Source organism: Ruegeria sp. AL11, assembly GCF_056540865.1.
Genome location: NZ_JBQFXO010000009.1, coordinates 60798 through 84968, shown reverse-complemented (window position 1 = coordinate 84968; position 24171 = coordinate 60798). Strand labels below are relative to the sequence as shown.

Annotated in this window: 21 protein-coding genes; 13 read left to right on the top strand and 8 right to left on the bottom strand. The window is 53.3% G+C overall.

The annotated features are described in order from the left end of the window. Nucleotides 1–321 precede the first annotated feature (321 nt). Nucleotides 322–894, top strand: coding sequence for a carboxymuconolactone decarboxylase family protein (locus ACR0IP_RS15350; protein WP_170379995.1), 573 nt, complete (start codon nt 322–324; stop codon nt 892–894). Between the two features lie 222 nt (nt 895–1116). Beyond that, entirely contained in the window at nt 1117–1896 is a 780-nt protein-coding gene (locus ACR0IP_RS15345) for a methyltransferase domain-containing protein (RefSeq protein WP_170379996.1), read from the top strand. 106 nt (nt 1897–2002) lie between these two features. Here the strand turns inward: ACR0IP_RS15345 and ACR0IP_RS15340 are convergent, their stop codons facing one another. Next, entirely contained in the window at nt 2003–2803 is an 801-nt protein-coding gene (locus ACR0IP_RS15340; RefSeq protein ID WP_170379997.1) for a methyltransferase domain-containing protein, read from the bottom strand. 202 nt (nt 2804–3005) lie between these two features. Here ACR0IP_RS15340 and ACR0IP_RS15335 point away from each other — a divergent pair, with 202 nt between their 5' ends. Both ACR0IP_RS15335 and ACR0IP_RS15330 read left to right on the top strand, forming a co-directional pair. After that, nucleotides 3006–4223, top strand: coding sequence for an adenylate/guanylate cyclase domain-containing protein (locus ACR0IP_RS15335; RefSeq protein ID WP_480526515.1), 1218 nt, complete (start codon nt 3006–3008; stop codon nt 4221–4223). A gap of 860 nt (nt 4224–5083) precedes the next feature. Continuing rightward, nucleotides 5084–5512 carry a LysR substrate-binding domain-containing protein gene (locus tag ACR0IP_RS15330; protein ID WP_170769020.1) on the top strand — a complete coding sequence of 143 codons (429 nt, stop codon included), beginning with the start codon at nt 5084–5086 and terminating at the stop codon, nt 5510–5512. Between the two features lie 11 nt (nt 5513–5523). Here ACR0IP_RS15330 and ACR0IP_RS15325 read toward each other — a convergent pair whose 3' ends face one another. The 4 genes from ACR0IP_RS15325 to ACR0IP_RS15310 form a co-directional block, all read right to left on the bottom strand. Next, nucleotides 5524–6093, bottom strand: coding sequence for a carboxymuconolactone decarboxylase family protein (locus ACR0IP_RS15325; RefSeq protein ID WP_170473744.1), 570 nt, complete (start codon nt 6091–6093; stop codon nt 5524–5526). A gap of 137 nt (nt 6094–6230) precedes the next feature. Continuing rightward, nucleotides 6231–6716, bottom strand: a complete 486-nt coding sequence (locus ACR0IP_RS15320) for a YHS domain-containing (seleno)protein (RefSeq protein ID WP_170379992.1) — start codon at nt 6714–6716, stop codon at nt 6231–6233. A gap of 48 nt (nt 6717–6764) precedes the next feature. Beyond that, nucleotides 6765–7631, bottom strand: a complete 867-nt coding sequence (locus tag ACR0IP_RS15315; RefSeq protein WP_058282012.1) for a cysteine hydrolase family protein — start codon at nt 7629–7631, stop codon at nt 6765–6767. A gap of 161 nt (nt 7632–7792) precedes the next feature. Beyond that, the gene (locus tag ACR0IP_RS15310; protein WP_237217123.1) at nt 7793–8770 is read right to left on the bottom strand and encodes an AraC family transcriptional regulator; all 978 of its coding nucleotides are present in this window, start codon (nt 8768–8770) and stop codon (nt 7793–7795) included. A 227-nt stretch (nt 8771–8997) separates the two neighbouring features. On the opposite strand from ACR0IP_RS15310, the gene ACR0IP_RS15305 reads away from it, so the two are divergent. Continuing rightward, nucleotides 8998–9870: a bile acid:sodium symporter family protein gene (locus ACR0IP_RS15305; RefSeq protein ID WP_170379994.1), complete on the top strand. Its 873-nt coding sequence runs from the start codon at nt 8998–9000 to the stop codon at nt 9868–9870. Between the two features lie 496 nt (nt 9871–10366). On the opposite strand, the gene ACR0IP_RS15300 is transcribed toward ACR0IP_RS15305, so the two are convergent. Next, nucleotides 10367–11008, bottom strand: a complete 642-nt coding sequence (locus ACR0IP_RS15300; RefSeq protein WP_170565532.1) for a TetR family transcriptional regulator C-terminal domain-containing protein — start codon at nt 11006–11008, stop codon at nt 10367–10369. A 192-nt stretch (nt 11009–11200) separates the two neighbouring features. On the opposite strand from ACR0IP_RS15300, the gene ACR0IP_RS15295 reads away from it, so the two are divergent. From ACR0IP_RS15295 to ACR0IP_RS15265, 7 genes are all read left to right on the top strand, one after another. Next, nucleotides 11201–12064 carry an ABC transporter permease gene (locus ACR0IP_RS15295; protein ID WP_170565529.1) on the top strand — a complete coding sequence of 288 codons (864 nt, stop codon included), beginning with the start codon at nt 11201–11203 and terminating at the stop codon, nt 12062–12064. Continuing rightward, the gene (locus tag ACR0IP_RS15290; protein WP_170565526.1) at nt 12061–12855 is read left to right on the top strand and encodes an ABC transporter permease; all 795 of its coding nucleotides are present in this window, start codon (nt 12061–12063) and stop codon (nt 12853–12855) included. The genes ACR0IP_RS15295 and ACR0IP_RS15290 overlap by 4 nt, the downstream gene beginning before the upstream one ends. Nucleotides 12856–12875: 20 nt before the next feature. After that, a complete protein-coding gene (locus ACR0IP_RS15285) occupies nt 12876–13991 on the top strand; it encodes an ABC transporter ATP-binding protein (RefSeq protein ID WP_480526511.1) in 1116 nt (371 codons plus the stop codon). Continuing rightward, complete coding sequence (locus ACR0IP_RS15280; RefSeq protein ID WP_170565520.1) at nt 13988–15043, top strand: ABC transporter substrate-binding protein; 1056 nt, start codon at nt 13988–13990, stop codon at nt 15041–15043. The genes ACR0IP_RS15285 and ACR0IP_RS15280 overlap by 4 nt, the downstream gene beginning before the upstream one ends. A gap of 94 nt (nt 15044–15137) precedes the next feature. Beyond that, a complete protein-coding gene (locus tag ACR0IP_RS15275) occupies nt 15138–17204 on the top strand; it encodes an oxidoreductase (protein ID WP_170660088.1) in 2067 nt (688 codons plus the stop codon). A gap of 8 nt (nt 17205–17212) precedes the next feature. Beyond that, a complete protein-coding gene (locus ACR0IP_RS15270) occupies nt 17213–18412 on the top strand; it encodes an aromatic ring-hydroxylating oxygenase subunit alpha (RefSeq protein WP_480526508.1) in 1200 nt (399 codons plus the stop codon). Between the two features lie 25 nt (nt 18413–18437). Further along, a complete protein-coding gene (locus tag ACR0IP_RS15265; RefSeq protein WP_170565509.1) occupies nt 18438–20006 on the top strand; it encodes a trimethylamine methyltransferase family protein in 1569 nt (522 codons plus the stop codon). Between the two features lie 64 nt (nt 20007–20070). Here ACR0IP_RS15265 and ACR0IP_RS15260 read toward each other — a convergent pair whose 3' ends face one another. Continuing rightward, nucleotides 20071–21465 carry an aminotransferase gene (locus tag ACR0IP_RS15260; RefSeq protein WP_480526506.1) on the bottom strand — a complete coding sequence of 465 codons (1395 nt, stop codon included), beginning with the start codon at nt 21463–21465 and terminating at the stop codon, nt 20071–20073. A 171-nt stretch (nt 21466–21636) separates the two neighbouring features. Here ACR0IP_RS15260 and ACR0IP_RS15255 point away from each other — a divergent pair, with 171 nt between their 5' ends. Then, nucleotides 21637–22245, top strand: a complete 609-nt coding sequence (locus ACR0IP_RS15255; RefSeq protein WP_170565504.1) for a TetR/AcrR family transcriptional regulator — start codon at nt 21637–21639, stop codon at nt 22243–22245. 21 nt (nt 22246–22266) lie between these two features. Here the strand turns inward: ACR0IP_RS15255 and ACR0IP_RS15250 are convergent, their stop codons facing one another. Beyond that, the gene (locus ACR0IP_RS15250) at nt 22267–24078 is read right to left on the bottom strand and encodes a BCCT family transporter (protein ID WP_170719234.1); all 1812 of its coding nucleotides are present in this window, start codon (nt 24076–24078) and stop codon (nt 22267–22269) included. Between the last annotated feature and the right edge of the window lie 93 nt (nt 24079–24171).

The following is a 24171-nucleotide window of genomic DNA, read 5'->3' as shown; positions in this document are numbered from 1 at the left end:
CCTAGAGAGACCGCGGTTAGCCGACATTTAGGCTCTTCCTGTCAAGGGCAGCAATGTCCGCAAGGCAGAAGTCACCACGCTTGGATGTGAAGCCCCGGTTTTGAGCTCAATCCATCCTTTGAAGACTTACGAGAACGGCTCAAATGAAATTGCCTTTAACCAAACGACGAACTTGCTGGGGTCTCGTTAGGCAAACCTGCCGTTCGTAGTGTTCCAACGGAAATTCTGTGCGGAACCCGGATTTGCGTTAAGGTTGCGTACACATCGTTGCTTCCTCATTTTGAGACGAAGTGATCCAAAGCAAGATTGAAAGAGAATTGAATGAAACGCCTGTTTCCATCTCTGCCCGAGAACGCGACACTGGGAAGTGTTTATCAAGCCTTTCCGGACAAGCTTTCTCCGCTTTGTGCGTACGAAAGCTTGGTGATGAGAGGAGAGAGCGACCTATCGGTTGCCCAACGTGAATTGATTGCAGCCTATGTCTCGGGCTTGAATGCTTGTGCGTATTGCCATGGCGCACACATCGTTTTCGCCAAAGCCTACGGCATTGAGGTCGAGACAATCGAGGCACTGATGGAAGACCGCGATACGGCACCAATCGAAGACCATCTCCAACCGTTACTGGCATACATTGAAAAGCTCACCGTCTCGCCATCGCGAATGACAGAAGCCGACGCAAATGCGGTCTACGCGGCAGGCTGGTCAGAGAGCGCGCTGTTCGATGCTATCCAGGTCTGTGGTGTCTTTAATCTCGTGAACCGTTTCATAGAAGGAACCGGTGTCCAGAGCCCTGGCAACGACCCAAGACAAGCAGACGAAGCCACTTTGGATCGATACCGCAGCGACACTTTCTATACCGATTTCGGACGAGAGAACGGCCTCGACATCCCTTGAATTGATGTTGCTCGAACTTTCGAACGACGACAAAAAGCTGGCCCGATATCGCGGCAGAAGCGGCCTTATCTCCCGAGGTTAACCAATACGTCGATACCAGTCGGCGCATTCATTTATTGTTGGTGGATCCATGCTCAAAACTCAACGATCCATCCTGCTTTTCTTAGATAACCCAATTTCTGATAAGTTTTGGAGACTTGTGGTCTTTGTAAGGGGAGCGAGTTGCTTAAATTTGACGCTGAAACAACGAAATTACTTGAAATCGCCTATCAAGGCGCAGAACTGACGCGGCGAAGACAGGCTTCATTTGATGCGCTGTGCCCGGCTCCTGGTGAAACTATTTTGGACATCGGTTGTGGCAACGGGATGTTAACAGTTGAGTTGGCCCGGGCAGTTGGCTCGGATGGCTATGTCATCGGGATCGACCCAAGCGCTGACATGACGGCAGCTGCTAGAGAACGGTGCAGCGACTACGCAAACGTGGAGTTTCGTGCTGGTGCCGCAAATAGCTTGCCCATTGAGGATGAGAGTGCTGACAAGGCCGTCTCGGTACAGGTCTTTGAGTACATCGAAGACGTAGACGGTGCGTTGGCTGACACGCTGCGGTGCGTCAAACCCGGCGGGCGCCTCGTCATCAGCGATCTACACTTTGGCAGCTTGATCTGGTTCAGCGATGAGCCCGACAGAATGCAAAAGATGCTGACTTCCTGGAACCAGCACTTTGTGAGTGGTTCCCTCCCGGAAAGACTGCCCGCACTGATCAAAGCGCGTGGCGACCATGTGGAAGATGTATTGTCGTTCACAATGACAGATCACCAGTTAAAGCCTGATGGCCTCGCAATCATGATGATGCACCTCATGAAGCAATACGCTGTTGCAAATGATCATGTTGATCCCGCTTTTGCACTATCGTGGTTTGACGAACAGTTCAGCCTTGCAAAAGTTGGGCGCTTCTTCTTTTCGATGACCCAATTTATCGTCGTGGTGCGCAAAAAGGATTGATCGTTCTACAACGCGCCCCTTGACCTCGGCTGCGCTCGCTAAACCATCTTATGGAGCAGGGTTGGTGGCTGGCTGTTGTCTACCGTCGCAACTCGAATGCCAAGAGTTAGGGCCGCCTCGAAATCAGTGTTGCAAATACCTGATAGCCAAAAAGTGTGCGCTCTCTTGCTCGACGGCGATACTCGGCGACCAATCCATTGTGCAGATCCTCTCCAATTTCACCGCGTTTCATTAGCACCTTTCCAGTCTCTTCGACCCAAGGGAGCATTTGGTCGTTGTCCAGAATGCTTCTGCTTTGAAGACTGAAGTCTTCAACTGTGAACCCCGCATTGGAGGCCAGGCCGCGCAGCTTGGCGACAACAAATGGGTCGGTCACGAACTCGTTCACAAATATCTTGGCGCAGGCGCCCAGGGGATCGTTCGGCATGTTTCCCAGTGACGCTTTCGAAAAGTCAGCGTCACACACTACGAGACACCCCCCCGACCGAAGGACGCGCCCTGCTTCGGCTAAAAGAGGTGCCGGATCTTCCACATGGGTAAGCACTGTGTGCATTATCACGTTATCAACTGAGCCATCATCCAGGGGAAGCGACGCTCCTCCTGCGACCTCAAACTCCACATTGTCGTGGCCCCCAACCCGCGCCCTTGCTTCGGTCACAAAGCCTACAGACGGCTCGAAACCAATAACACGCGCGGGTTTGGCCTTCTCCGCAATGCGGCGCGTGACAGCTCCTGCACCGCATCCGACTTCAATCGTTAGGCTATCTTTCGCAAACAAAAGTTTGGCCAGATAGTCTGAAACGATCTTTTCCATTGTGGGGTCGGCCTGACGCGCGTCCATCGAGTCGGCAAATGCGGAAATGAACTCCGCTCCCGCAGCATCTACATCTTGAAACGGATCAGCCATCCCCACCAGCCTCCAATACTGCTCAGTATTCTCTACCAAAAATCCTAGCATCACCTGAATCAAGCACAAGCCGTGCCGAAATGCTTAACTTGGGGCAAATAGGAGGTTTATGCCAAGGGCAAGGAGCTTCAGTAAAAAGCCCTGAGCGAACCTCGTATTCAGGCAGTTGGAGTAGAGGGCCGCATCATCTATCGTCGAACGCATGTCGAACAAGGGGCAACAGTTGCAACGAAGGTTGGCGGCAATTCTAGCCGCGGATGTCGTTGGGTATTCGGCGCTTATGCACCAAGATGAGCAAGCCACAATTCTAATGCTTGATCACCTGGAAAGCGACATCTTCGCCCCAACGATAGCAGGCCAGTCAGGTCGTGTCGTGAAAAGCATGGGCGATGGTTGGTTGGTGCAATTTGACAGCGCGGCGCGAGCTGTAACCGCAGCAATCCGGCTACAAGAGCAGTTGGCTGAACACTCGTTAATGAACCTGCGGATCGGCGTTCATGTGGGCGATGTCACAGAAAAAGGTGACGACATTCTGGGCGACGGCGTGAATATTGCCGCTCGGCTTGAGAGCATTGCGCCAACCGGTGGCATCGCAATTTCTGAACCCGTACACTTGAACCTTGAACACACTCTGGCAGACGCATTCAAAGCTGTAGGGAAGAAGAGGCTTAAGAACATCCAGCGCAGCCTGGATGTGTGGATTCACGATGGACCACACCTGGGTGCATCGCAAAGCTCGCCTTCTTTCACAGAGACGAGCTTGCCAAAGTTATCCATCCATCCTGTCACGTGCAGCGACCAAAGCACTGAGTTAAAGGAAATGGCCGCGGCTCTCACTTCAGATTTCGGTTCTTATTTTCGAACGATCAACTGGTTAAACGCAGCGATATCTTCCACAGAACCATCAGAGGGATATGCACTTCGCGGTGTGTTGCGTGGACACGGCGACCGATTGCGTCTGGAAGCCCGCTTAAGTGACTCTTCTAGTTCTGAAATCTGGACCCAGAAGTTCGACGGTTCGGTCGATGCCATCTTTGATTGGCAGGACGAGGTCGTGGAAAAGCTATTGGATGCGGTTAGCGGAATCTTGATCCAGTCTGAGACCGCAAAGCTCTCCGCGTTGCCAGAAGACGAACTGACAGCCGAGCAATGCGTTTTGATGGGCATGATCGCTTGGTCGGATGCCGGCATCGGCAGCTACGAAGAGGCGCTATCGTACCACGCCAGGGCCATAGAAACCAAACCAACCCTCGCGGCGGCCTATGCGGAAGCTATTTGGACAATGAATGGCGCGAGCACCTATGATCTTCGTCGCGAACTGTCATCCTACTATGAGAAACTGCCAGACTGGATCGAGGCCGGACGACACATGGCGGGGCAAAGCCCAACTCTTGATCTGAGTGTCGCTGTGGCTGACTAAAATGTAGACAGAGATGCGGATCGGCTCTCCGTGGCGCTTGAGCAAATCCGGCAAAGGGCGCCATTGGATGCCCGTCTGCATTTGTTTATGGGGTGGGGGTACAACTGGGCTGGGTTTCCTAAAATGGCACTAAGCTGTTTTCAGACGGCGCTTCGGTTGGGACGATATGGTGCCGTTTTCGTGGGGGCTTCCGGAGGTGCTGCCACCTCTTGCGTAATGCTTGGTCGAGACCGCGATGCTATCGCCTACGCAGAGGCAGGTTTGCGCTTTTCAAAGAACTATGCCCCGCTCCACAGCACGAGGGCTGCTGCTCACGCAATGCTTGGGGAACCTGAAGAGGCGTCTGCTGCTTTGACGCAAATGCTGCAAATGGAACCTGGTGAGACGATTTCGAAGTGGCGTAGCAACGTGGACTATGGTGGCTCTGAAGGCGCTGAACGTTACTTTGAAGCGCTTCGCAGGGCAGGGTTGCCAGAATAGCAGTGCCGGAACCAAGTTGAGTTGGTTAATTCGAAAGCTTGTTAACGCATCTTTTTTACTAAAAGGCTCGGATTTGATTGTCCGCTTCGGGCTGCGACCAGTCAATCATGCAAGCCGCAGAGAACGGAAACACTGAGCCCACTTTGACCGATGCTGCGCGATGCCCCAATTACAGCAAAGCGCAGTAAGCGGACTTTGCAAAGTCTTTGGTACGGGTAGCAACAGAAGCCTATTTTCGCAGTATTCCGGGCCTACCCACAATGCCTCGACGAGAGACGAGGCGTTCCTCACCGCCTGCAAGGATGTAAGGACATGACGACACGCACATCGAGCCAGCTAGAACGGCTGTAGAAAGCTCAGCACCTCTCACCTGCTTACCAATGGACAGTGCCTCGGAAACCACTCCTCCCGGGCTGTGGAGAGCCACAAGGTCGGCGATCATTAATTCTACTGCCCTGAATGCATCCGCCCAATGGCATTTTCAAAGCGGTAGAAAGAGCATAACCAAACGAGTGAACCCACGCATCAGCATGAATACTAATGACGCCGTGATTGAGTTGGCGTTGCAAGGTCATGGGATCGGACGGCTTTTGTCGTATCAGGTGGCACCCTACATTGCAGATGGGCGGCTCAAGACTGTCATGAAGTCATATGAGCCACCCGAGGTTCCCATCCATCTTGTGCATCAAGAGGGTCGAACCGTGTCTGCGAAGGTACGCGCTTTTGTTGATTTTCGGTCGAACGTCTCAAATCGGATTCCCTTATTGGCCAGAACCAAACTCAGGCCTAAGCGCAAGACCAACAATTAGGCAATATCGCGTTATTCAGCCGCCGCCGCGGATGAGGCGGTCCATGCATTTGGGACAAACGCATCATCCAAAGCCGTTTCCGCCACATGGTTCGTATAGTTCGACAGGATTTTCAACGCTGTGCCAAGGATGACTTCCAGCATGGTCTGGCGGGTATAGCCAGCCGTCAGAAACGCCTCGACCTGTGCGTCGCTGGGCCAGCCTCGGCTTTCGTTGATCACGATGACGAATTTGCGCAGTGCTTCCAATTTGGGGTCGGCGATAGGGCTGCCATCGCGTAACGCTGCGATCACGTCTTCGGGGACACCGGCCATCTGTGAAAGAGTGGTATGGGCGGCCATGCAGTACTTGCACCCGTTCAACCGGTTGTTAGTCATAAGGATGATCTGGCGCTCAGTCTCTGACAGGCTGGTCTTTCCAAAGATGTTGGAAAGTGTCGTATAGCCTTCCAAAATTGCGGGCGCTTCGGCCATGGCCGCATAAAGGTTGGGCACAAAACCATATCCTTTCAGCGATGCTTCCAGAATTGGTTTCGCGGCATCAGGGGCTGAGGCGATTGTATAGGTCTCAAAATCAGTCATGTCTGGTTTCCTTTGGGAAGAGTTTTCGACGCTCGCGAATTGTCATTGCGGACAGGGCGTCTTGGAGAAATGCCGGCCTTTTGGGGAGGGGAGAGGCAGCGGTGGCTCCGACCGGCAAAAGCCACCAAATTCCTCGATCAAAGGCTGCTGACAGGCGTGTGGTGGATGTCTGCCCACTTGGCATGGGCGCCTTGGATCACGGTCTCTTTGTCCTCAAGGTATTTCTTGAAGATGTCCTCATTCACAAAGAGATAGAGCTTGTTGTCCACGATATCGGCATACCGAACATCGCCATCAAGCTTCTTGCCTACATAGACGCCAAAGGCGCAGAACCCGCCGAATTGAGGCAGATGTGCCGTCGGATCCGCCTCGAATGTGGCTTGCGCTGCCTGCGACGCAAAATAGTAGTCCACTCCATCATGGGCCGATGTAAAAGTGGCGTTGCCCATTTCGGGTTTTTCGGCTTCAAACATCGATACAGGATCGACGCCATGCATGCCGAGGGGCTGCCCGGTCAAGGTAAGACTGTTCGAAACGTTGTATTCATCGTCAGCCAATGCCGCCGCCGCCAGGGCGAGAGTCAACGCTGTTGTAAGTGCGGGAAATGTAAAGATGCGTGTCATGATATGTCCTTTCAGGATGTCGGGATCAAATTTGAAGATCGATTTGGGTCAGGCCGATTGGCCAATGCGCTCAACCGCGTCGTCGGTCCACCAGACGCCGTTGGCGACCATTCGGAAGTTGATTATGGCGGCGAGATACCCGTCACCTTCAGGCACCTTGGCCCCGGCTGTGGCATCGCGAACGACAGCGACTTCGTAGCCCAGCTCCAGCAGCTCGTAGAGATGCGCCTGCGTACACAGGTTCGCCGACATCCCCGCGAGGATCACCTTGTCGATCTTGCGTTTACGCAATTGCAGGTTCAGGTCATTCTGAGCAGGGCTATAAACCTTGTGTGGCGAGCAAATGATGGTTTCGCCATCCTCGATGTACTTCTTGTATTGCGGCATCCAGTCGGCACCTGAGCCCTCGAAGTTGTCCAAATTGAGCGGTCCCAGGCGGTCAAACATGCCGATGCTGTGCATCGTGGCTTCCAGAGTGCCCTCGAACTCCCACTTGTGGTCATGCGGGTAGTAATAGTGGGGCGAGATGAAGACCGGCATCCCCGCAGCCTTGGCGGCAATGAAAAGCCGTTCGATATTATCGACCGTGCCCTGTTCGGTCACGCTTTCGCCAACGACACCCCACGTCACACCGTCTTCTGACAAAAAATCAATCTGGGGGTCGGTCACCACAAGCGCAGTACGCCCCGGCTCGATGGTCATGTCGATTTGGGGAAGGCCTGGATTTTCCGGGTCAGCATAGTAGGCGCGTGCTTCGTCGGTCGCGGCAAGGGCCTGCCCGCCAGCCACTATTGTTGTACCTGCCGCGGCCGCACCGGCGGCTTGTTGCAAGAGTCGCCGGCGCGCCATATCAACGCGTTCGGGCGTGACGTCGCAAGCGCAGCTTGCTCCATGTTTGTGGTCATGATTGCTCATTGCAAATTTCCTTTGTCTGAGAGGGGCAAATGGGTTTGCTTTACTCGGGAGCGCCCCAGGTGGATCTGACAAAGAAGAAGTTAGGCGCCACATCGATTGAGGTATCGGCCCGCCCTGCCAAGGTTTTGGCCGAACCTGCCATGTGGTCTTGAGGTGTGTGCCTAGTCGGAGGTCGCCTGCTGCCTGAATCGTGCCGGAGCCTGGCCAACCCAGCGCTTGAAGGCGCGGCTGAACGTGCTCTGTTCCGAAAACCCGGTCATAAAGGCGATCTCGGCTATGGAAGCCTTACCGTCACGGAGCAGGTCACGAGCGAGTGCAACTTGTGCCTGACCAAGAACGTCGCGATAGGTCAGCCCTTCTTCGGCCAACCTGCGGTAAAGAGTGCGCTCGCTCATTCCCATCTCTTGGGCGACATGCGCCGCCTGCGGTGCGCCGTTACTTAGGGCTGGCGTAAGCCGGTGGACAATTGCTTGGCTCAGTGAGGTGTCGTCATCGCGAGAGTTGAACTCCTCATCCAGGTGCTTCGTCATGAAATCTGACAAGCCCGGATCGCCAAGACGATTTTCGCTTTCCAGCATAGCAGGGCGCATAGCAATGGCGTTGTGGTCAGTACCAAATTGCACGGGACAAGCAAAATGCTGGGCGTAACGTTCATGCTCTTGTCGGCACGCATGTTTGAACGCGACATATTCGAGCGACAATCCAGCACCCACAAACCGATACATATTCCGTGCAAAGGCGGCAAGCGCGCATTCGTTGCGCAATTCCAAGGCGGCGCGATGTGGCGTTTGCCCTTCAAATATCCAAAGGACCGGATCGCCGGTTTCGTCAAGTCTGTAAACTGCGGTGTCCGTGACGAGACGAAAATAACGTTCAATCCGTTGCAAAGATTCCCGCAAGGTGGGAGCTGTCTTTACAGCCAGGCCAAGGACGCCGAGATCATCGGTCGCAATCGCGTTCGCATAGGCCTCAACCAACGCAACCTCATCCGCTTGTTGCGCACGAATCCAATCTATCAAATCGAAATACGCATCATCCGCCAATTGGCCGTCTTGAGCTTCTGGTAAACGCAGCACGACAGCGCCATTCGAAATCAGGGCGCCATCGTCGTTCAGCGTCATCCCGGCGGCGTTGGCCATCGCGCGGGCGAATGCGTAAGTTACACTTGCCATACAGTGAGATTAGCACTGGAATGCTCTTTCACACCAGATCGTCCCACCCAGTGATAGGTATAATAAATAAAGACAGCCTCGATCTTCGGGCGCTTGAGGATAAATGCGCCAAACTGATAAAACTCGTCATCAGGTTTTCTGAACGGTATCGTCCGAAAGCGTGAAGAAGCATGCAGTCATAGAGGTCATGGTAGATGGGCGAAATTTTTATATCTGTGCTGCTGCCGCTCGCAGTTGTTGTCATCATGTTCTGCCTTGGCCTCGGACTCACAGCGGCTGACTTTCAACGCATCGGACGACGTCCACGTGCCTTTTGCGTCGGGGCTCTCAACCAGATCATTTTGCTGCCTTGCATCGCTTTGATGGTGATTTTTATCTTTGGGATTTCCACCGAGACAGCCGTTGGCATTATGATTTTAGCGGCCTGTCCGGGCGGGGCGATCAGTAACATCGTAACCAAGCTTTCGAATTGGGATGTTGCTTTGTCCGTTACTCTTACAGCAGTCTTCAGTCTGACTTGTGTCGTTACCGTACCGCTTATCCTGGGGTTTTCGATGCAGATGTTCATGGGGGCAACTGCGCCCGCCATCGACATCTCTTCGACGGCTTTAGCAATGTTTTTTTTAACAGCTTCTCCAATCCTAGTCGGGGTGACCGCGCGGTCATTGGCGCCGCGTATTGTAGCCGCTGTCGAACCAGTCTTTAGCAAGGTCTCTATGCTACTTTTTGCGCTGGTCATTGGAGGCGCGATCATTTCAAACTGGGTGGTGGTCGCGGATAACTTCCTTAGGCTTGGACCCGCACTTTTGGTTGTAGGTGCGTCACTCACGTTTATTGGCATCATGAGTTCAGGGATGCTCGGATGCACAGACATCGAGGCGAAGACGATTTCAATTGAGACCGGCGTTCAAAACGGAGCTTTGGGGATCGCAATTGCCACCTTGCTGTTGCCTAACACCAATGGGTTAAGCGAATATGCCATCCCATCCGCAATTTATAGCGTGGTCTGGATCGTAACAATGTTGCCTGTGTTCGCTTTCCTTGCGCGAAGAAGCCCAATTTTATGATCCTGACGCCTATTTGCCAGCTCTGATTATGGGCTGGGCCAAGTCCCTTAGTTTCCATGCCGGAGCGCCATCTGGTCAAAGAGCGATCAAGGAGCTCCCAAGCCCTCTGTGGAACGGCCGCTTTGGCGATTTTCCCTGTTGGAGGGGAAAACTGTTGCCGCCAGTGCGGTGGATCCTGCGTCAGCGAAGGTGTAGACTCCAAGGTCAGTTTTGTCCGCAGAATGGTCATTCGTCGCAACTCTGTTCAATGTCTGCTTCGCGGACTTTTCTGTCGTTCGCTTACCAGATGCCGAAGCCCGTTTTACGCACCTTGCAACAGCAGCAGATAGGTGCGCGGTTTTCGCAGCAAACTGAGACTGGTTCAGAATTTTTCTGACAGCACTTGGCAGCTTCTTCAATTGTACTTTTTGCGTCCAATGTGCGCTGATATCATGTTGACTGGAAGATGGGTATTGTCCACTTCTAAAGCAGCCAGATAGGAAACCTGTCTCAAGCTTTACTCAGACAACAAAGCGCCGCTTAGGTCAAAATGCTTCGGGAACATTGCGCGCAGAAAACGAAAAACAATTCTCATCGCTTCGTCGCGGTCAAATGAATCCGGGTGGAGTAGGTAATCGGTCCACATGCCTTCCAGCATTGCGAGTGTGCCGTGTGTAGCGTCCCTAGCAACTTGATTAGGGCGTTCGGTTCCGGCTTCTTTCGCAATTCGAGCGAAAGCGTTGAAAACTAGGTTCCGAAGCTTAGCGTCGCGGGTATCTGAAAACGCAGCGATTGCTGTTCTATTTCGGGCCTCGCCTCGAAACGCGTACCAAATGGAAACGTTTTTCTTATTGAGAATGGTTTCACTTAAGTCGCCCCGAACAATCATCTCAATATGTTCCTGTCCGGTTTGCCCGGTCGTTTCCAACAAGTCGTAAATTCCGTTGTAGTATTGTTCGGAGGAGTAGCGGGCGGCTTCGTCAACCAAGTTGTCCTTGCCACCGAAATGAAGATGAATCATGCCACGGGACAACTCGGCGCGTTGAATGATTTCACTGACGGAGGTTTCGGAAATCCCTTTTTCTGCGACCGAGTCGAGTACTGCCTCGATCAGGGAAAGGCGGTTTCGCTCGCGTATTTCTTGTCGTCTTCCAGTCATTGGATCAGGCGGCTCTGTTTGTTTTCAGTCTCTTGCGGTCCCTTCTAACGGCCAGTGTGAAATTGGCCATCCCCGGTTGCGAATTTATCAGTTGACACAACTAGTCCAAAAATTCCAGATTTAAATGGACGATTGTCCATTTTGTGATCGACATGGTCGCGCCACCAAAAAAGCAAAGTTCAGCAGGGAAGCATGGCCGGAGTACTACGAAGTGAAACGGGCAAGGGCCTCGCACTGAGCGCACCTGCGACGCTCTACGTCGGTCTGCTTGTCGTCGTGCCGCTTTGCATTCTCGTCGCATACAGTTTTTGGACCCAGAACTATGTCGAGATCGACCGGACCTTGACTTGGGCAAACTACCAAGAGGCGTTTACCGACCCATTGGTTCGACACCTAATGTTCCGTTCGGTCGCAATTGCAGGCGCGGTGACATTGGCAACTGTTTGTCTGGCCTATCCGATTGCATACTTCATCGCGTTTCGGACACAGAAGAAGACCTTCTGGCTGTTGCTGATCACTATTCCCTTTTGGAGCAGCTACCTTCTGCGCGTGTTCAGCTGGAAACTAATTCTTGGCTTCAATGGGGTGTTGAATTCTGCGCTGATTTCACTTGGTTTGATACAAGAGCCGCTGACATTCTTGCTCTACAACGAATTCGCTGTTGTCCTTACGCTCGCCCACGCCTGGGCACCGTTTGCTATCCTGCCGATCTATGTATCGCTGCAAAAGATCGACCGCAGCCTATTGGAGGCTGCAACCGACCTTGGCTGCAACAAGCTTGAAAGGTTCGTTCGCGTGACACTGCCTCTGACGGTGCCGGGGGTCATTGCGGCCTGTCTGATCATTTTCATCCCAACGGTGGGCGATTACGTCACTCCGGCCTTAGTCGGTGGATCGCAGGGCAAAATGGTGGCGAACTTGATCCAAGTGCAGTTTGGTGCCGCCAATAACTGGCCGTTGGGTGCAACCCTGTCTCTTCTTGCCATGCTTTCAGTCGGCTGCGTTGCAATCCTGTTCGTGATGGTCGTTACCGCATTGGGCCGGAGGATCAGATGACCAAGGCATTTCGTTTCTCATGGTTGCTGTTTTATGCGATTGCTTATCTGGTGTTTCTCTACCTGCCGGTTTTGCTATTGCCACTGTTTTCGTTCAACGACGGAACTATCGTAGCCTTTCCACTAAAGGGATTCACCTTGAAGTGGTACGCCCAGTTGGGGCAGCAGGACACGCTGCTACAGGCTATGGTGAACTCGTTGATCGTCGGCAGTGTGACCGCCCTGATGGCGACGTCTCTGGGTCTGTTCGCCGCGCGCGCCTATGTCCGCTATCGGTTCACGGGGCGTGAGTTGTCTGAGGGACTGGTCATGCTTCCACTGGTCATTCCCGGCATCATCGTGGCCAGTTCGATGCTGGTCCTGTTCATCAGCATCGGCTTGAAGCCATCGCTGACCACCGTGATCCTTGGGCATGTGTTTGTGGCGTTGCCATTTTCCGTGTCGATTATGAAATCTGCATTTGACGATTTCGACCAGTCCTTGGAGGAGGCTGCATTCGATCTTGGTGAAAGCGTCGTGGGAACGTTTCGGCGTGTTACCCTCCCAATCGTAGCGCCGGGTATTGTCGCCAGCCTTTTGGTCACGTTTACGGTGTCGTTTGACGAGTTCGTCCTGGCCTTTTTCTTATCCGGGAACAGCCCGACATTGCCGGTCTATATCTGGAGCCAGATCCGCTTCCCGGCAAAATTGCCCAACACGTTGGCCCTAGGATCGCTGCTTTTGCTGTCCTCGGTGCTGCTGTTGTTGATCGCCGAATATTTCCGCCGCCGTTCCATCCAATCGTCAGATTGAAGCCAAAGGAAACGAATAAGATGAGCGAACAGAACATCATCGAAATTCAGGGCGTCGAAAAACGCTTTGGTTCCTTTGTGGCTGTGTCCGATCTGAACCTGACCTTGAAAGAGGGTGAGTTCTTTTCGCTGCTTGGCCCTTCGGGATGCGGCAAGACGACGGCTTTGCGCATCATCGCGGGTTTTCAAGATCACGAAGAAGGCGAGATCCGGATCGATGGTCGAACGATGGGAGAGGTGCCTGCGAACAAGCGTCCCACCAATATGGTGTTCCAAAGTTATGCGATCTTTCCTCACCTGAATGTCGGCGACAATGTTGGCTTCGGATTACGCAAGACCAAGCTTTCGCGGCAGGAAATTAAAGAACGCGTTGCCGAGGCGCTTGAGATGGTTGAACTGGGCGGCCTGCAGGACCGTAAGGCCAACGAATTGTCGGGAGGTCAGCGGCAACGAGTAGCGCTCGCCCGCGCACTCGTCATGCGACCCAAGGTTTTACTGCTAGATGAGCCTTTATCTGCGTTGGACAAGAATCTGCGCGAAGCGATGCAATTGGAAATGCGCCGCCTTCAGCAGAAGCTTGGAATAACTTTTGTAATGGTCACGCATGACCAGTACGAGGCGATGACCATGTCCGACCGTATTGGCGTCATGTTTGGGGGGCAGCTCAAGCAGGTGGATAAGCCAGAGGTCCTGTATTCCCAACCGTGTAACCGGGAAGTGGCTTCTTTCATCGGTGGAATGAACTTTCTGGATGCCGTAGTGACTGCAGAGAATGCTGAAACGTTTGAAGTCAACGTTAAGGGCTTAGGGAAGATGGAAATCGGGGTGAACCCCAACGTCCAGTTGCATGACAAGGAACTTCTTGTCGGCGTTCGTCCTGAGCAATTGGAAATCAGTGCGGAAAAGCCGGATGGGTACGATGCTCTTGTTCAGGGCGAGGTTTCGGACGTCGCCTTTTATGGAGAGAGTGTCCACTATTATGTGCGCGTCGATGGTCTGAAAGACAGTATCGCCGTCGCAGTACCAAACTACTTTCACACGGTCGATCACACGCGCGGCGATACCGTCTGGCTTGGCGTTCAAAGCGCCTCGGTGATTGACTTGGGTAAACGTGAATCTTTGGGAGGAGACAAATGAATAAAACAGCATCACTTATGGCAGCAGTAGTTGCCACCTTTGCCGCCAGCCAAACTCTGGCGAACGCCGCTGATCTGACCGTTTTTGACTGGTCCGGATATGAGGATCAGGGCTTTTACGGCGACTATGTCGAAAAATACGGCGGCGCGCCTAGCTACACCTATTTTGGCAGCGTGGAAGAAGCGTTCACAAAGCTTCAGTCCGGTTTTGAAGCTGATTTGGCCCATCCCTGCACGGATGCCCTGAGAAAGTGGGTAGCGGCAGACATGATCAAGCCGATTGACACCAGCAAGCTGGAAAACTGGGACAAGCTGATGCCCAAGATCAAAGAGGTCGATGGCATAACCATTGATGGGCAGACCTACATGGTTCCGTTCGAATGGGGCAATACTGGTCTTATCTATCGAACCGATATGATTTCGGCAGATGATGTTTCGCTGCAATTGCTTGCCGATCCTGCATATCAGGGCAAAGTCGCCATTCCGGACGCCGCTTCCAGTGCCTTTGCAATGGCGGCATTGGCAACTGGCGCCTCCAGCTATACCGATATGAGTGACGAGGAATTCCAAAAAGCGGCGGACTACCTGCGCGCGATTCATCCGAACGTGCGCTTTTATTGGTCTGACGCCGGCCAACTGGATCAGGCAATTGCCAGCGGTGAGGTCACGCTGGGTTGGGGATGGAACCAATCAGAACTGAACCTGATCTGGAACGAAACGCCAGCGGTCATGATGCGTGATGTAGACAAAGGTATCGCGACTTGGGTCTGCGGCTATGTGCATCTGAAATCTGCCAAGCAGTCGGATGAGCAAGTCTATGACATGCTGAACGCGCTCAGCTCTGCGGCAAGCGGTAAATACATCATTGAAAGCTGGGGTTATGCCCACGCCAATGAAGACGCTTTTGCACAGGCAGACCCGGAGCTGATCGAAACCTACGGGTTTTCGGATGTGGACAGCTTCTTTGAAGGCAGCCTGTTCTTTGACGCTGTTAACCCCGAGCTGGAGGCCAAGATGTTGAAGGAATTCGAGCGCATTAAAGCTGGCTTCTAAGGGCACTCTTACAACACACCCGGGAATGGTGGGGAGGTAGAAATCCTTCCATTCCCACGAACCAATTTCCAATTTCCTTGGAGGAAGCGCGGCAATGTCAGGCGCTGACGAGTATTCTGTTCTCTTCGAACCGGTCAAGATCGGGCCAGTAACGGCTCGAAACCGGTTCTACCAGGTGCCCCACTGCAATGGTTTGGGTCATTTGCGACCTCAGGCCGAAGCTGCCATGCGGGCGATGAAAGCCGAGGGCGGTTGGGCAGTGGTGTCTACTCAGGAGGCCGAGATTCATCCGACTTCGGATTTGTCTCCTTATTCTGAAAACCGAATTTGGGACGATCAGGATATTCCCGCACTGCGTCTGATAACCAACTCAATTCATGAGAAGGGCTCGCTCGCGGCAATCCAATTGGCGCATAACGGGCACCATGCCCAAAACCACCTGACCCGCGCGCCTCTGCTGGCCCCATCAGAACTTGTCTTGCAGACTCCATACCCGAAACAGGCAAGGGCAATGGACAAGGCTGACATTCGAGAATTTCGCAAGTGGCATCGCGCGGCGGCTCGTCGTTCGCGCGAAGCCGGGTTCGACATTGTGTATGTCTATGCGGGGCATCACATGACATTGCCTCATCATTTTCTGCTGCCACAGTTCAATGATCGAACGGATGAATATGGAGGTTCGTTGGAGAACCGGGTGCGACTTACCCGCGAGCTTCTGGAAGAAACCAAGGAAGAGGTCGGAGATGATTGCGCCATTGCCCTTCGGTTCGCGGTTGATGAAATGCTCGGGTCAGAGGGGATGCAAGCGCAGGAAGAAGGCCGTGCAGTAGTCGAATTGCTGGCCGAGCTTCCAGACCTTTGGGATGTTAATGTGGCGGATTGGAGCAACGACTCTGCTACGACCCGGTTCGAGCCCCGCGACGGCTTTCAGACCTCATATATCGAGTTCGTGAAACAGGTGACTTCTAAGCCTGTTGTGGGCGTCGGGCGCCTTACGTCGCCGGACTTGATGGCGTCACTGGTCAGGAAGGGCATCCTTGATTTTATCGGCGCGGCGCGACCATCCATCGCCGATCCGTTTCTGCCCAACAAAATTAGGGAAGATCGCATCGAAGAAATACGTGAGTGTATCGGTTGCAATATCTGTGTTTCATCCGACTCTCTCGGCGTCCCAATACGCTGCACTCAAAACCCGACTATGGGTGAAGAGTGGCGGAGGAAATGGCATCCTGAGATCATTGAGCGTCGGGTAAACGAGGAAGCTGCGCTTGTTGTCGGCAGCGGACCAGCCGGACTTGAATGCGCCATGCAATTGGCGCGGCGGGGCTACGAGGTAACTCTGGCGGAAGCAAAGCAAGAGTTCGGCGGCCGTGTGATGCAGGAAGCTGCCCTGACCGGGCTATCCGCTTGGAAGCGCGTGACAGATCACAGAATCTACGACCTGCAACAACGCGGGAACGTTCAACTGTTCACCGACAGCCGTTTGTCAGCAAGTGAGGTCATCGAGTTGGGTATACCGAACGTCTTTGTTGCAACCGGCGCAAAATGGCGGCGAGACGGGCGCGGGAAATCTGCATTTCACGGTGTATCAATCGGTTTAGGTTCTCAGATTTTCACTCCGGATGACATTGTGGCCGGAGTCATGCCGCAGGACGGCCCGATTGTGGTCTACGATGATGATCAAGCCTATCTCGGTGGAGTCTTGGCTGATCATTTGGCTCAGGTTGGGCGAGAGGTTGTCTTTGTAACGCCGGCCTCAATAGTTTCGCCGTTTACCGAATTGACGTTGGAGCAGACTAAAGTGCAACGCAGTCTGTTGGAAAAAGGCGTTCGTCTGAACCTGTCCCAGACCTTGGCCGGTATCGCGCCCGGCCAGGCGACATTGCAGTGCGTCTACACGGGGCGAGAGAACTCCATTGAATGCAGCTCTGTGGTACTGGTGACGCAGCGAATGCGAGAAACCACTCTTTACGACGAGCTTTGCGGTTTGACGGCAAGTCCGCTGAAAACGTTGGAATTAATCGGAGATGCCGCAAACCCCGGCTTGATCGCGGATGCTGTATATTCGGGTCACATGGCTGCCCGGAATTTCGAACGTAACGCGGACGACATCGACCGTGAATTCTTCCGCCGGGAAGTCATTTCCCTTGAGTCTGCATGAGGTGCGCAATGCCAAAAGATGACCTGCAAGTAATGCGCGATTTGATGGACGCGCAACAGGAAGGGTTCGCCCTGCCTCGTCACTTCTATACGTCTCAAGCAGTATACGAGAACGATATCGGCGCGTTCTGGAACCGTAACTGGATCTGGGTCGGCCATGTTAGTCAGGTCGCAGAACCGGGGGACTTTTTCCTGTTCGACTATGGGCCCGAGTCCATCATCATCGTTCGGGATCGCGAAGGTGAGGTGCGCGCGCATCTGAACGTTTGCCGCCACCGGGGATCGCGGGTTTGCATTGAACGGAAAGGCAAGGCACGCAATTTCATCTGCCCCTATCATGCGTGGACTTTTGATCTGAACGGCAAGCTACGAAACGGGCGTTCAATGGGGTCGAATTTCGACCCGGGCCAATACGGATTGCTCCCGGTTCAGGTGAAGATATTCCAAGGTCTGATTTTTGTCTGCGCAGATGAAGACGCCCCGCCGCTAGATGCTGCGTTGGTGCAGTTGGCCCCACTGTCAAAACCGTTCGAATTTGAAAACCTGAAGGTCGCTCATGAAGCCTCATACCCAGTTCCAGCAAATTGGAAACTGGCTTTGGAGAATTACCTGGAATGCTACCACTGCGCGCCGTCTCATCAGGACTATTCGCGCAGCCATTCGTTGAAAGACCCCGCTCAGGTTCTGGAGTTCAGCGGCGCACTTCATGAGCGGATGAAAGAAGCCGGAGTGCCCGTTGAGGAGCTGGACCTGACCGGAGATAACGCGCTCGCCCCGGGTGCAGATGTCTATTGGCGCCGCTACCCGCTGTTTCCCGGCTATTTGACCGGTAGTAAGGATGGCGCTTCGCTGGCGCCGCCTTTGGGTGAACTGAAAGGTCACGATGGCGGTGCCACCGATCTGGGGATCGGGACGCTGAACTACTTCCTTGTTTATGCAGATCACATGGTTGGCTACCGGTTCGTCCCACGCGCGCTGCAGGAAACGGATATTCAAATCGTCTGGTATGTGCGCGGCGATGCTAAAGAAGGTCGGGACTATAACAAGGATGCCATTACATGGCTCTGGCATGTCACGTCGCTCGATGATGAGCGGATCATCCGTCACAACCAAGAGGGCGTGAACTCCCACCGCTTCGTGCCGGGACCGCTGTCCGAGATGGAATGGAGCATTCCGGGTTTCTATCGCAATTACTTCAGCATGATCTGACACGCTCAGAATTCGGAGAAATACTATGACAGAATTAACGAAGCGCAGATCAAGGCGGCGCGGGGGTGGGCGCGAAGCACGTGCAGCCGTGCGAACCAGCAACGTCGCTTCGCAAGCGATCTGGCCGGGCATTTCGGGTGGGCGCTACAAGCCCCTTTCAGATGCTGACATGTCAAATATTCACGAGGCCGCCCTTAGCATTCTGGAGCGTACGGGCGTCGGTGATCCAACGCAGGAAGTTCTCGATCTCGTGCTGTCCAAAGGGGCGACGTTGAACGAGCATGGTAGGCTGTGCTTTCCTCGCGCGTTGATGGAAGATCTTTTGGCTAAGGCGGCCCGTGAGTTCTATGTCCATGCACGCGGATCGCGGGCCGGTAAGGATGACATGCACTGCACCAAAGACAAGGTGTACTATGCGAACTCCGGCACCGCTGTGACAACGTTTGATGCGGAAACTCGCAGTTACCGGCCGTCGACGCTCAAAGACATTTACGACTTTACACGATTGGTTGACCGGCTCGATAATATCCACATGACCGGTGATACGGTTTTGGCAACGGATGTGCCACAGGACTACGAGCACGACATGAGCATGCTCTACGCCATTCTGGCGGGTAGCGAAAAACCATCTTGCCTGACGTTCCGTACTCGAGAGCATATTCAGGACGCGATTCATCTGTTCGATCTGGCATCAGGCGGGGAGGGTAAATTCCTCGAGAAACCCTCAGTCATTTTTGGCGGTTGTCCCATAGTATCCCCGCTCCGGTTTGGGCGGGAAAACTTGGAGATCCTGATTGATACAGCGAAGATGGGGCTTGTCTGCGATTTAGCTGTTCCGCCACAGGCTGGGGCGACGTCGCCTGCGCCTCTGGCCGGGACTTTGGCGCAAGCCGTAGCCGAGACCCTATCTTGCGTCGCAATTGCCAACCTGATTAACCCGGGCACCCCCGTCGTCTTTGCAGCTTGGCCGTTTATTACTGACCTGCGAACTGGTTCATTTACGGGTGGCAGTGGTGAGCAAGCATTGATATCCGCGGCGGCTATCCAAATGGGCAATTTCTACAACCTGCCGACCAGCGTTGGTTGCGGCATGACGGATTCCAAGATTCCTGACGCACAATATGGTCTGGAAAAGGCGTTGACTTTCGCATTAGCGGCTCATGCTGGGGCCAACAGGCTCTGCGAATTTGGCGGTATGCTCGGCAGCCTGATGGGTTGCAGCTTTGAGTCCATGGTCATCGACAACGAGGCCGCGGGTATGATCTCACGAACCCTGCGTGGTATCGAGGTGAGCGACGACACTCTGTCGGTTGACGTCATCCACGAATGTGCAATTGATCCCGGTCATTTCCTCGGCAACACGCAGACCTTGCAATACATGGAGACTGAGTATGTCTATCCAACCCTGATGGATCGGGAGCTAACCGATACTTGGCAAAAAGCCGGTCGTCAGGATATGTTTGAACGGAGCCGGTCAGTCGTGAACGACATTCTATCCAATCACTATCCAAACTATTTTGGCAGCAAGGCGGATGCGGAGGTTCGGTCCAAGTTCCCGATCAAATTGCCACCAGAGGTGATGCGGGCAGGTTAAACGCAGCGCACTTAAGCGAAGGCATAGCAACCATGAAAATCGCGATGGCGCGCCGAGGCAGTTCCTAAGGTTTAAACGTACCCTGCTGCTTTAGGTCTTCGGTTGCCAGCTGGATACCTTTTTCAAGGACGTCGAACATCTGGTTCAACTCGCCTTCGGTAATGATCAGAGGTGGGGAAAACACGCACATGTTGATGATCGGCCGCAGAATCAGCCCGTTCTCCTGACAATGATGATCAATCAAAGCGCCGACAGATTTATCTAGGTCCAGTGCATTATCTGCTTTTGCGTCTGCAACACATTCGACGCAGCCAACGAGCCCCATGCCGCGCGCATCACCGACGAGCGGCAAATCTGCCAGAGCCTGGAGGCGCTCTTCGAAGAGCGGCGTGATTGCGCGGACATGTTCCAGAACGCCGTCGCGCTCCATGATTTCAATCGTCTTCAGGCCTGCCGCCGCGCTTACTGGATGGCCTGAGTAAGTGAAGCCGTTTGAAAACGTAGCGTTCTGCGCATTGTCTCCGCTTACATCTTCAATCAGCCGGTCAGAGATGATACAAGCCCCCATGGGTACGTACCCAGACGTCATGCCTTTGGCGCAGGTTATGATGTCGGGCTTAATCCCAAAGACGTCTTCTGAAGCAAACCAATGTCCAAGCCGCCCAAATCCGGTTACGACCTCGTCTGAAATATACAGGACATCGTATTTCCGGCAGATTTCAAGACAGCGCTGGTGATACCCCTGCGGAGGCACAATGACGCCACCAGAGCACAGTATCGGTTCAGCGATGAAGGCAGCGACCTTGTCTGCTCCGGTTTGCAGTATCATGTTCTCCAGATCTGCAATTTTTTCGTCCAGAAAGTCATCGACCGTCTGATCGGGGCGACGTATATACGGATTCACGTTCGGCAAAAACCGCGTCAGGTCCGAGGCTTGGTCCAACCACCCTTTGTCGCGCTCTTTTCCGGATACCGAGGCCGCCAAATAGGTCGATCCGTGATATGCTTTCTGGCGCGAGATCACGATTTTCTTTTGAGGTTTTCCCAACAGGTTATTGCGAAATTGTACAAACCGCAGAGCGCTATCCACGGCCGTTGAACCACCGGTCGTGAAGAACACATGGTTCAAATCGCCCGGCGTTCTCTTGGCGATTTCATGTGCCAAACGGGCCGGAGTTGAGTTGGCGTTGTTGAAGGGCGAAAAATACGCCATCTGTTTCGCCTGCTGAGCCATCGCATCGGCAATCTCGTTGTTTCCATAGCCCAATTGAATGCACCACATGCCAGCAGGGCCGTCTATCAGGCGCTTTCCGTCCTCTGTGACGACATGAACGCCAAGGCCGCTTTCGGCAAAGGTTCGTTCATTTTGGCCAAGGTGTGACATCCCTTCCCAAGGGTGCAGGAAATGTTCGTTGTCCCATTCTCGTATGGACCGAAAGTCGGAGTTGAAAAGGGTCATGCAGCACCTTAATGTAATATAAATCACAAATTGAACAAGCATTCATTCAATGTCAATCCTTGAACTGTCTTAACGCTAAATGCGAGAAGACAAAGGCGACTACCCCAGTGAAGGAGAAATAAGATTAATCTCGAGCGTGATACACCAACCAATGCCCGAGACCTGGGTAAATTGCAGAACCGAAAGCTGCTGATCCAATCGGCTGCGGACGCCATTTATAGATACGGAATACGCGGAACAACTTCGGCAAGAATCCAAGAATTGTCGGGATTATCGCAAGGGATGGTCAACCTACACTTTGGTTCCAAGGAAAAGCTGCTGCTTGCAGTGGCTGAGGAATTGTCAGTCCGATACGCGGAGCAGTGGACGGCCATTGCAGTCAATCCAGAGTTAGACCCGGCAGACAAGCTAGTCTCTATTATAAAGGCAGATTTCGACCCACTGGTCCTAAATGCGCGGGACGTCGCGATCTGGTTTTCCTTTCGGGCTGAAGCGCTCTCGAACCCGAACATATTTCCTTTCATCGACTCGCGCGACAAAGGTTTCCGCGCGGTGATCCTGGAGTTGTTGGAACAAATAAAGGGTGAAGGCGAATACGAGGATGTAAGCGCCAAACTTGCAACAGACGCGTTGGTTGCTTTGTTGGAAGGGCTTTGGACCGACTACCATTTGCACTCAGATATCTTCAACCCCTCCGAGGCTTTGAAGATCTGCCTGTTTGTGCTGCAATCGATGTTTCCTAAACACTTTGGCACTCGGTCGATCCGCGGGAGTAGGTGACTGGGAACTAGCCACGGGCAATCACGAACCCGTCCGAGTCTTGTGGTTCAATCGGCGCAAGTCGTTGATCATTGCTTTGGCCAGAGAGACGCACATCAGTAGCAAAACGACGCTGAACGGCAATGCCCCGATGATCATCGAATTGGTCAATGCTTCCAATCCGCCGCCGCCAGCGATCAGCAGAGTTCCAATTACAAGAGTCAGAAGAACACCCCAAAGGATACGATGAAGAAGGCCGGTGTTTTCAGACCCGCCGGACATGATCGTGTTCATCACAAGGATGCCAGAGTCGGCGGACGTGACAAGGAATGTCATGGTTAAGAGCACACACATGACACTCACTACCGCGAGCAAGTTGCCCGATATCATTTCCCCCAATGTGACGAACAGGGTTGCCGTCGTTGAAGCTGCGAGGATTGATCCACTTGCATTCCCATTTAGTTCCAGATCGATGGCCGCTCCACCCAGAATGGCCATCCACGCGAAACAAACGAGGGACGGGGCAATGACCGCGCCAAATATGAACTCGCGTACGGTTCGCCCTCTGGAGATACGCGCTAGGAAAAGGCCGACAAAGGGCGAAAACGCGATCCACCATGCCCAATAAAATGTAGTCCATCCGGCCTGCCATCCGAACAACCTGCCTCGTGTGCCCGCGTCATAAGCTGCAGTCTTGGTCGCGTCAGAAAGATCGGCTGTATCGTTGCTCAAACCCTCAAGATAGGTTGCTTTTGTTCCCCAGGGATCAGTTGCACCCGCGAAGAGTTCGCCGACAAAGGGCGCAGCCTCAGCTGGCAATGCGGAGCCAAACTCGCCTTCGGAAATCGGTCGAAAAGCTTGGAAACTCAGCGGGACAAAGTTTTTGATATAGTCAACCAGTGCTGTGGCGTAGGTCGTCGCCGCAAAAGCGAATGAACCATAAACAATGAATACCGCCAGCAATACCAGTGAAAAGAGAAGATTAATATTTGACAAGTATTTGACACCACGCCCCACGCCAGAGACGGCTGAGAGTGTCGACATAATCATAACAACGATCAACGCCGTAATTAGGCCGGCGGTCGACGGGATCACTTTGGTTACTTCTTTTTCAACAAGCCAATTCGCACCGGTAATTAGAAACGCACCGTCCACCAATTGAGAAACGCCATAACCGATCGTTACCGCCACGCCGAGTATTGTCGCAACGACGCCGAGTACATCGACCACATGGCCTGCAACACCGTTTGAGTATTCTCCAAGCAATGGGGTCAGTGCGGTGCGGATTGTTAGCGGCATGCCTCTTGTAAACGCATAATAGGCAAGGCTAAGGCCGGTGACGACGTATATTGCCCAGGCGTGAAATCCGGTGTGCAAAAAGGTATAGCGGTAGGCTCCATCAATAGCGTCCTCGCTTTTGGGTGCGACTTCCCCGGAAATAGTCAATGGATTTGTTTCCCAAAGGCCGAGTGGTTCGGCGGTTGCATAGACCATTAGGCCCACGCCTAGACCCGCCCCAAACATCATCGAAAACCAAGAGAAGTTTGAAAATTCCGGTTTCTCATCTTCTAAACCCAGCCTCATCCGGCCGGTTGAAGGTATGAGCGCGATAAGGAAAAGGAAAAATACAAATAATCCAACGGAAAGGTTGTAAAATGTGTTGAACTCGGCCAGCACTCCTGACTTCCAGGATCGCAGTTTATCGTTCGCAGATAGTGGCCAAACCAGCGCCCAGAGAACGAGCAGAGAAACCGAAAGTTTGCTTACCAGCGCAATCGGCAGGCTATATCCTTTGTAAAAGCCAGTTCCCTGAGTTCTTATCTTGAGTTCTGTGAAAGGTTCTTCAAGCGCCATATTTTCCCGGTCTTACATAAATTGACTGCTTTGCACGCCACGGTGTCAGTCGCTGGGTTTCAGACTATTTCAATTCCAGCCAGATTAGGAGTG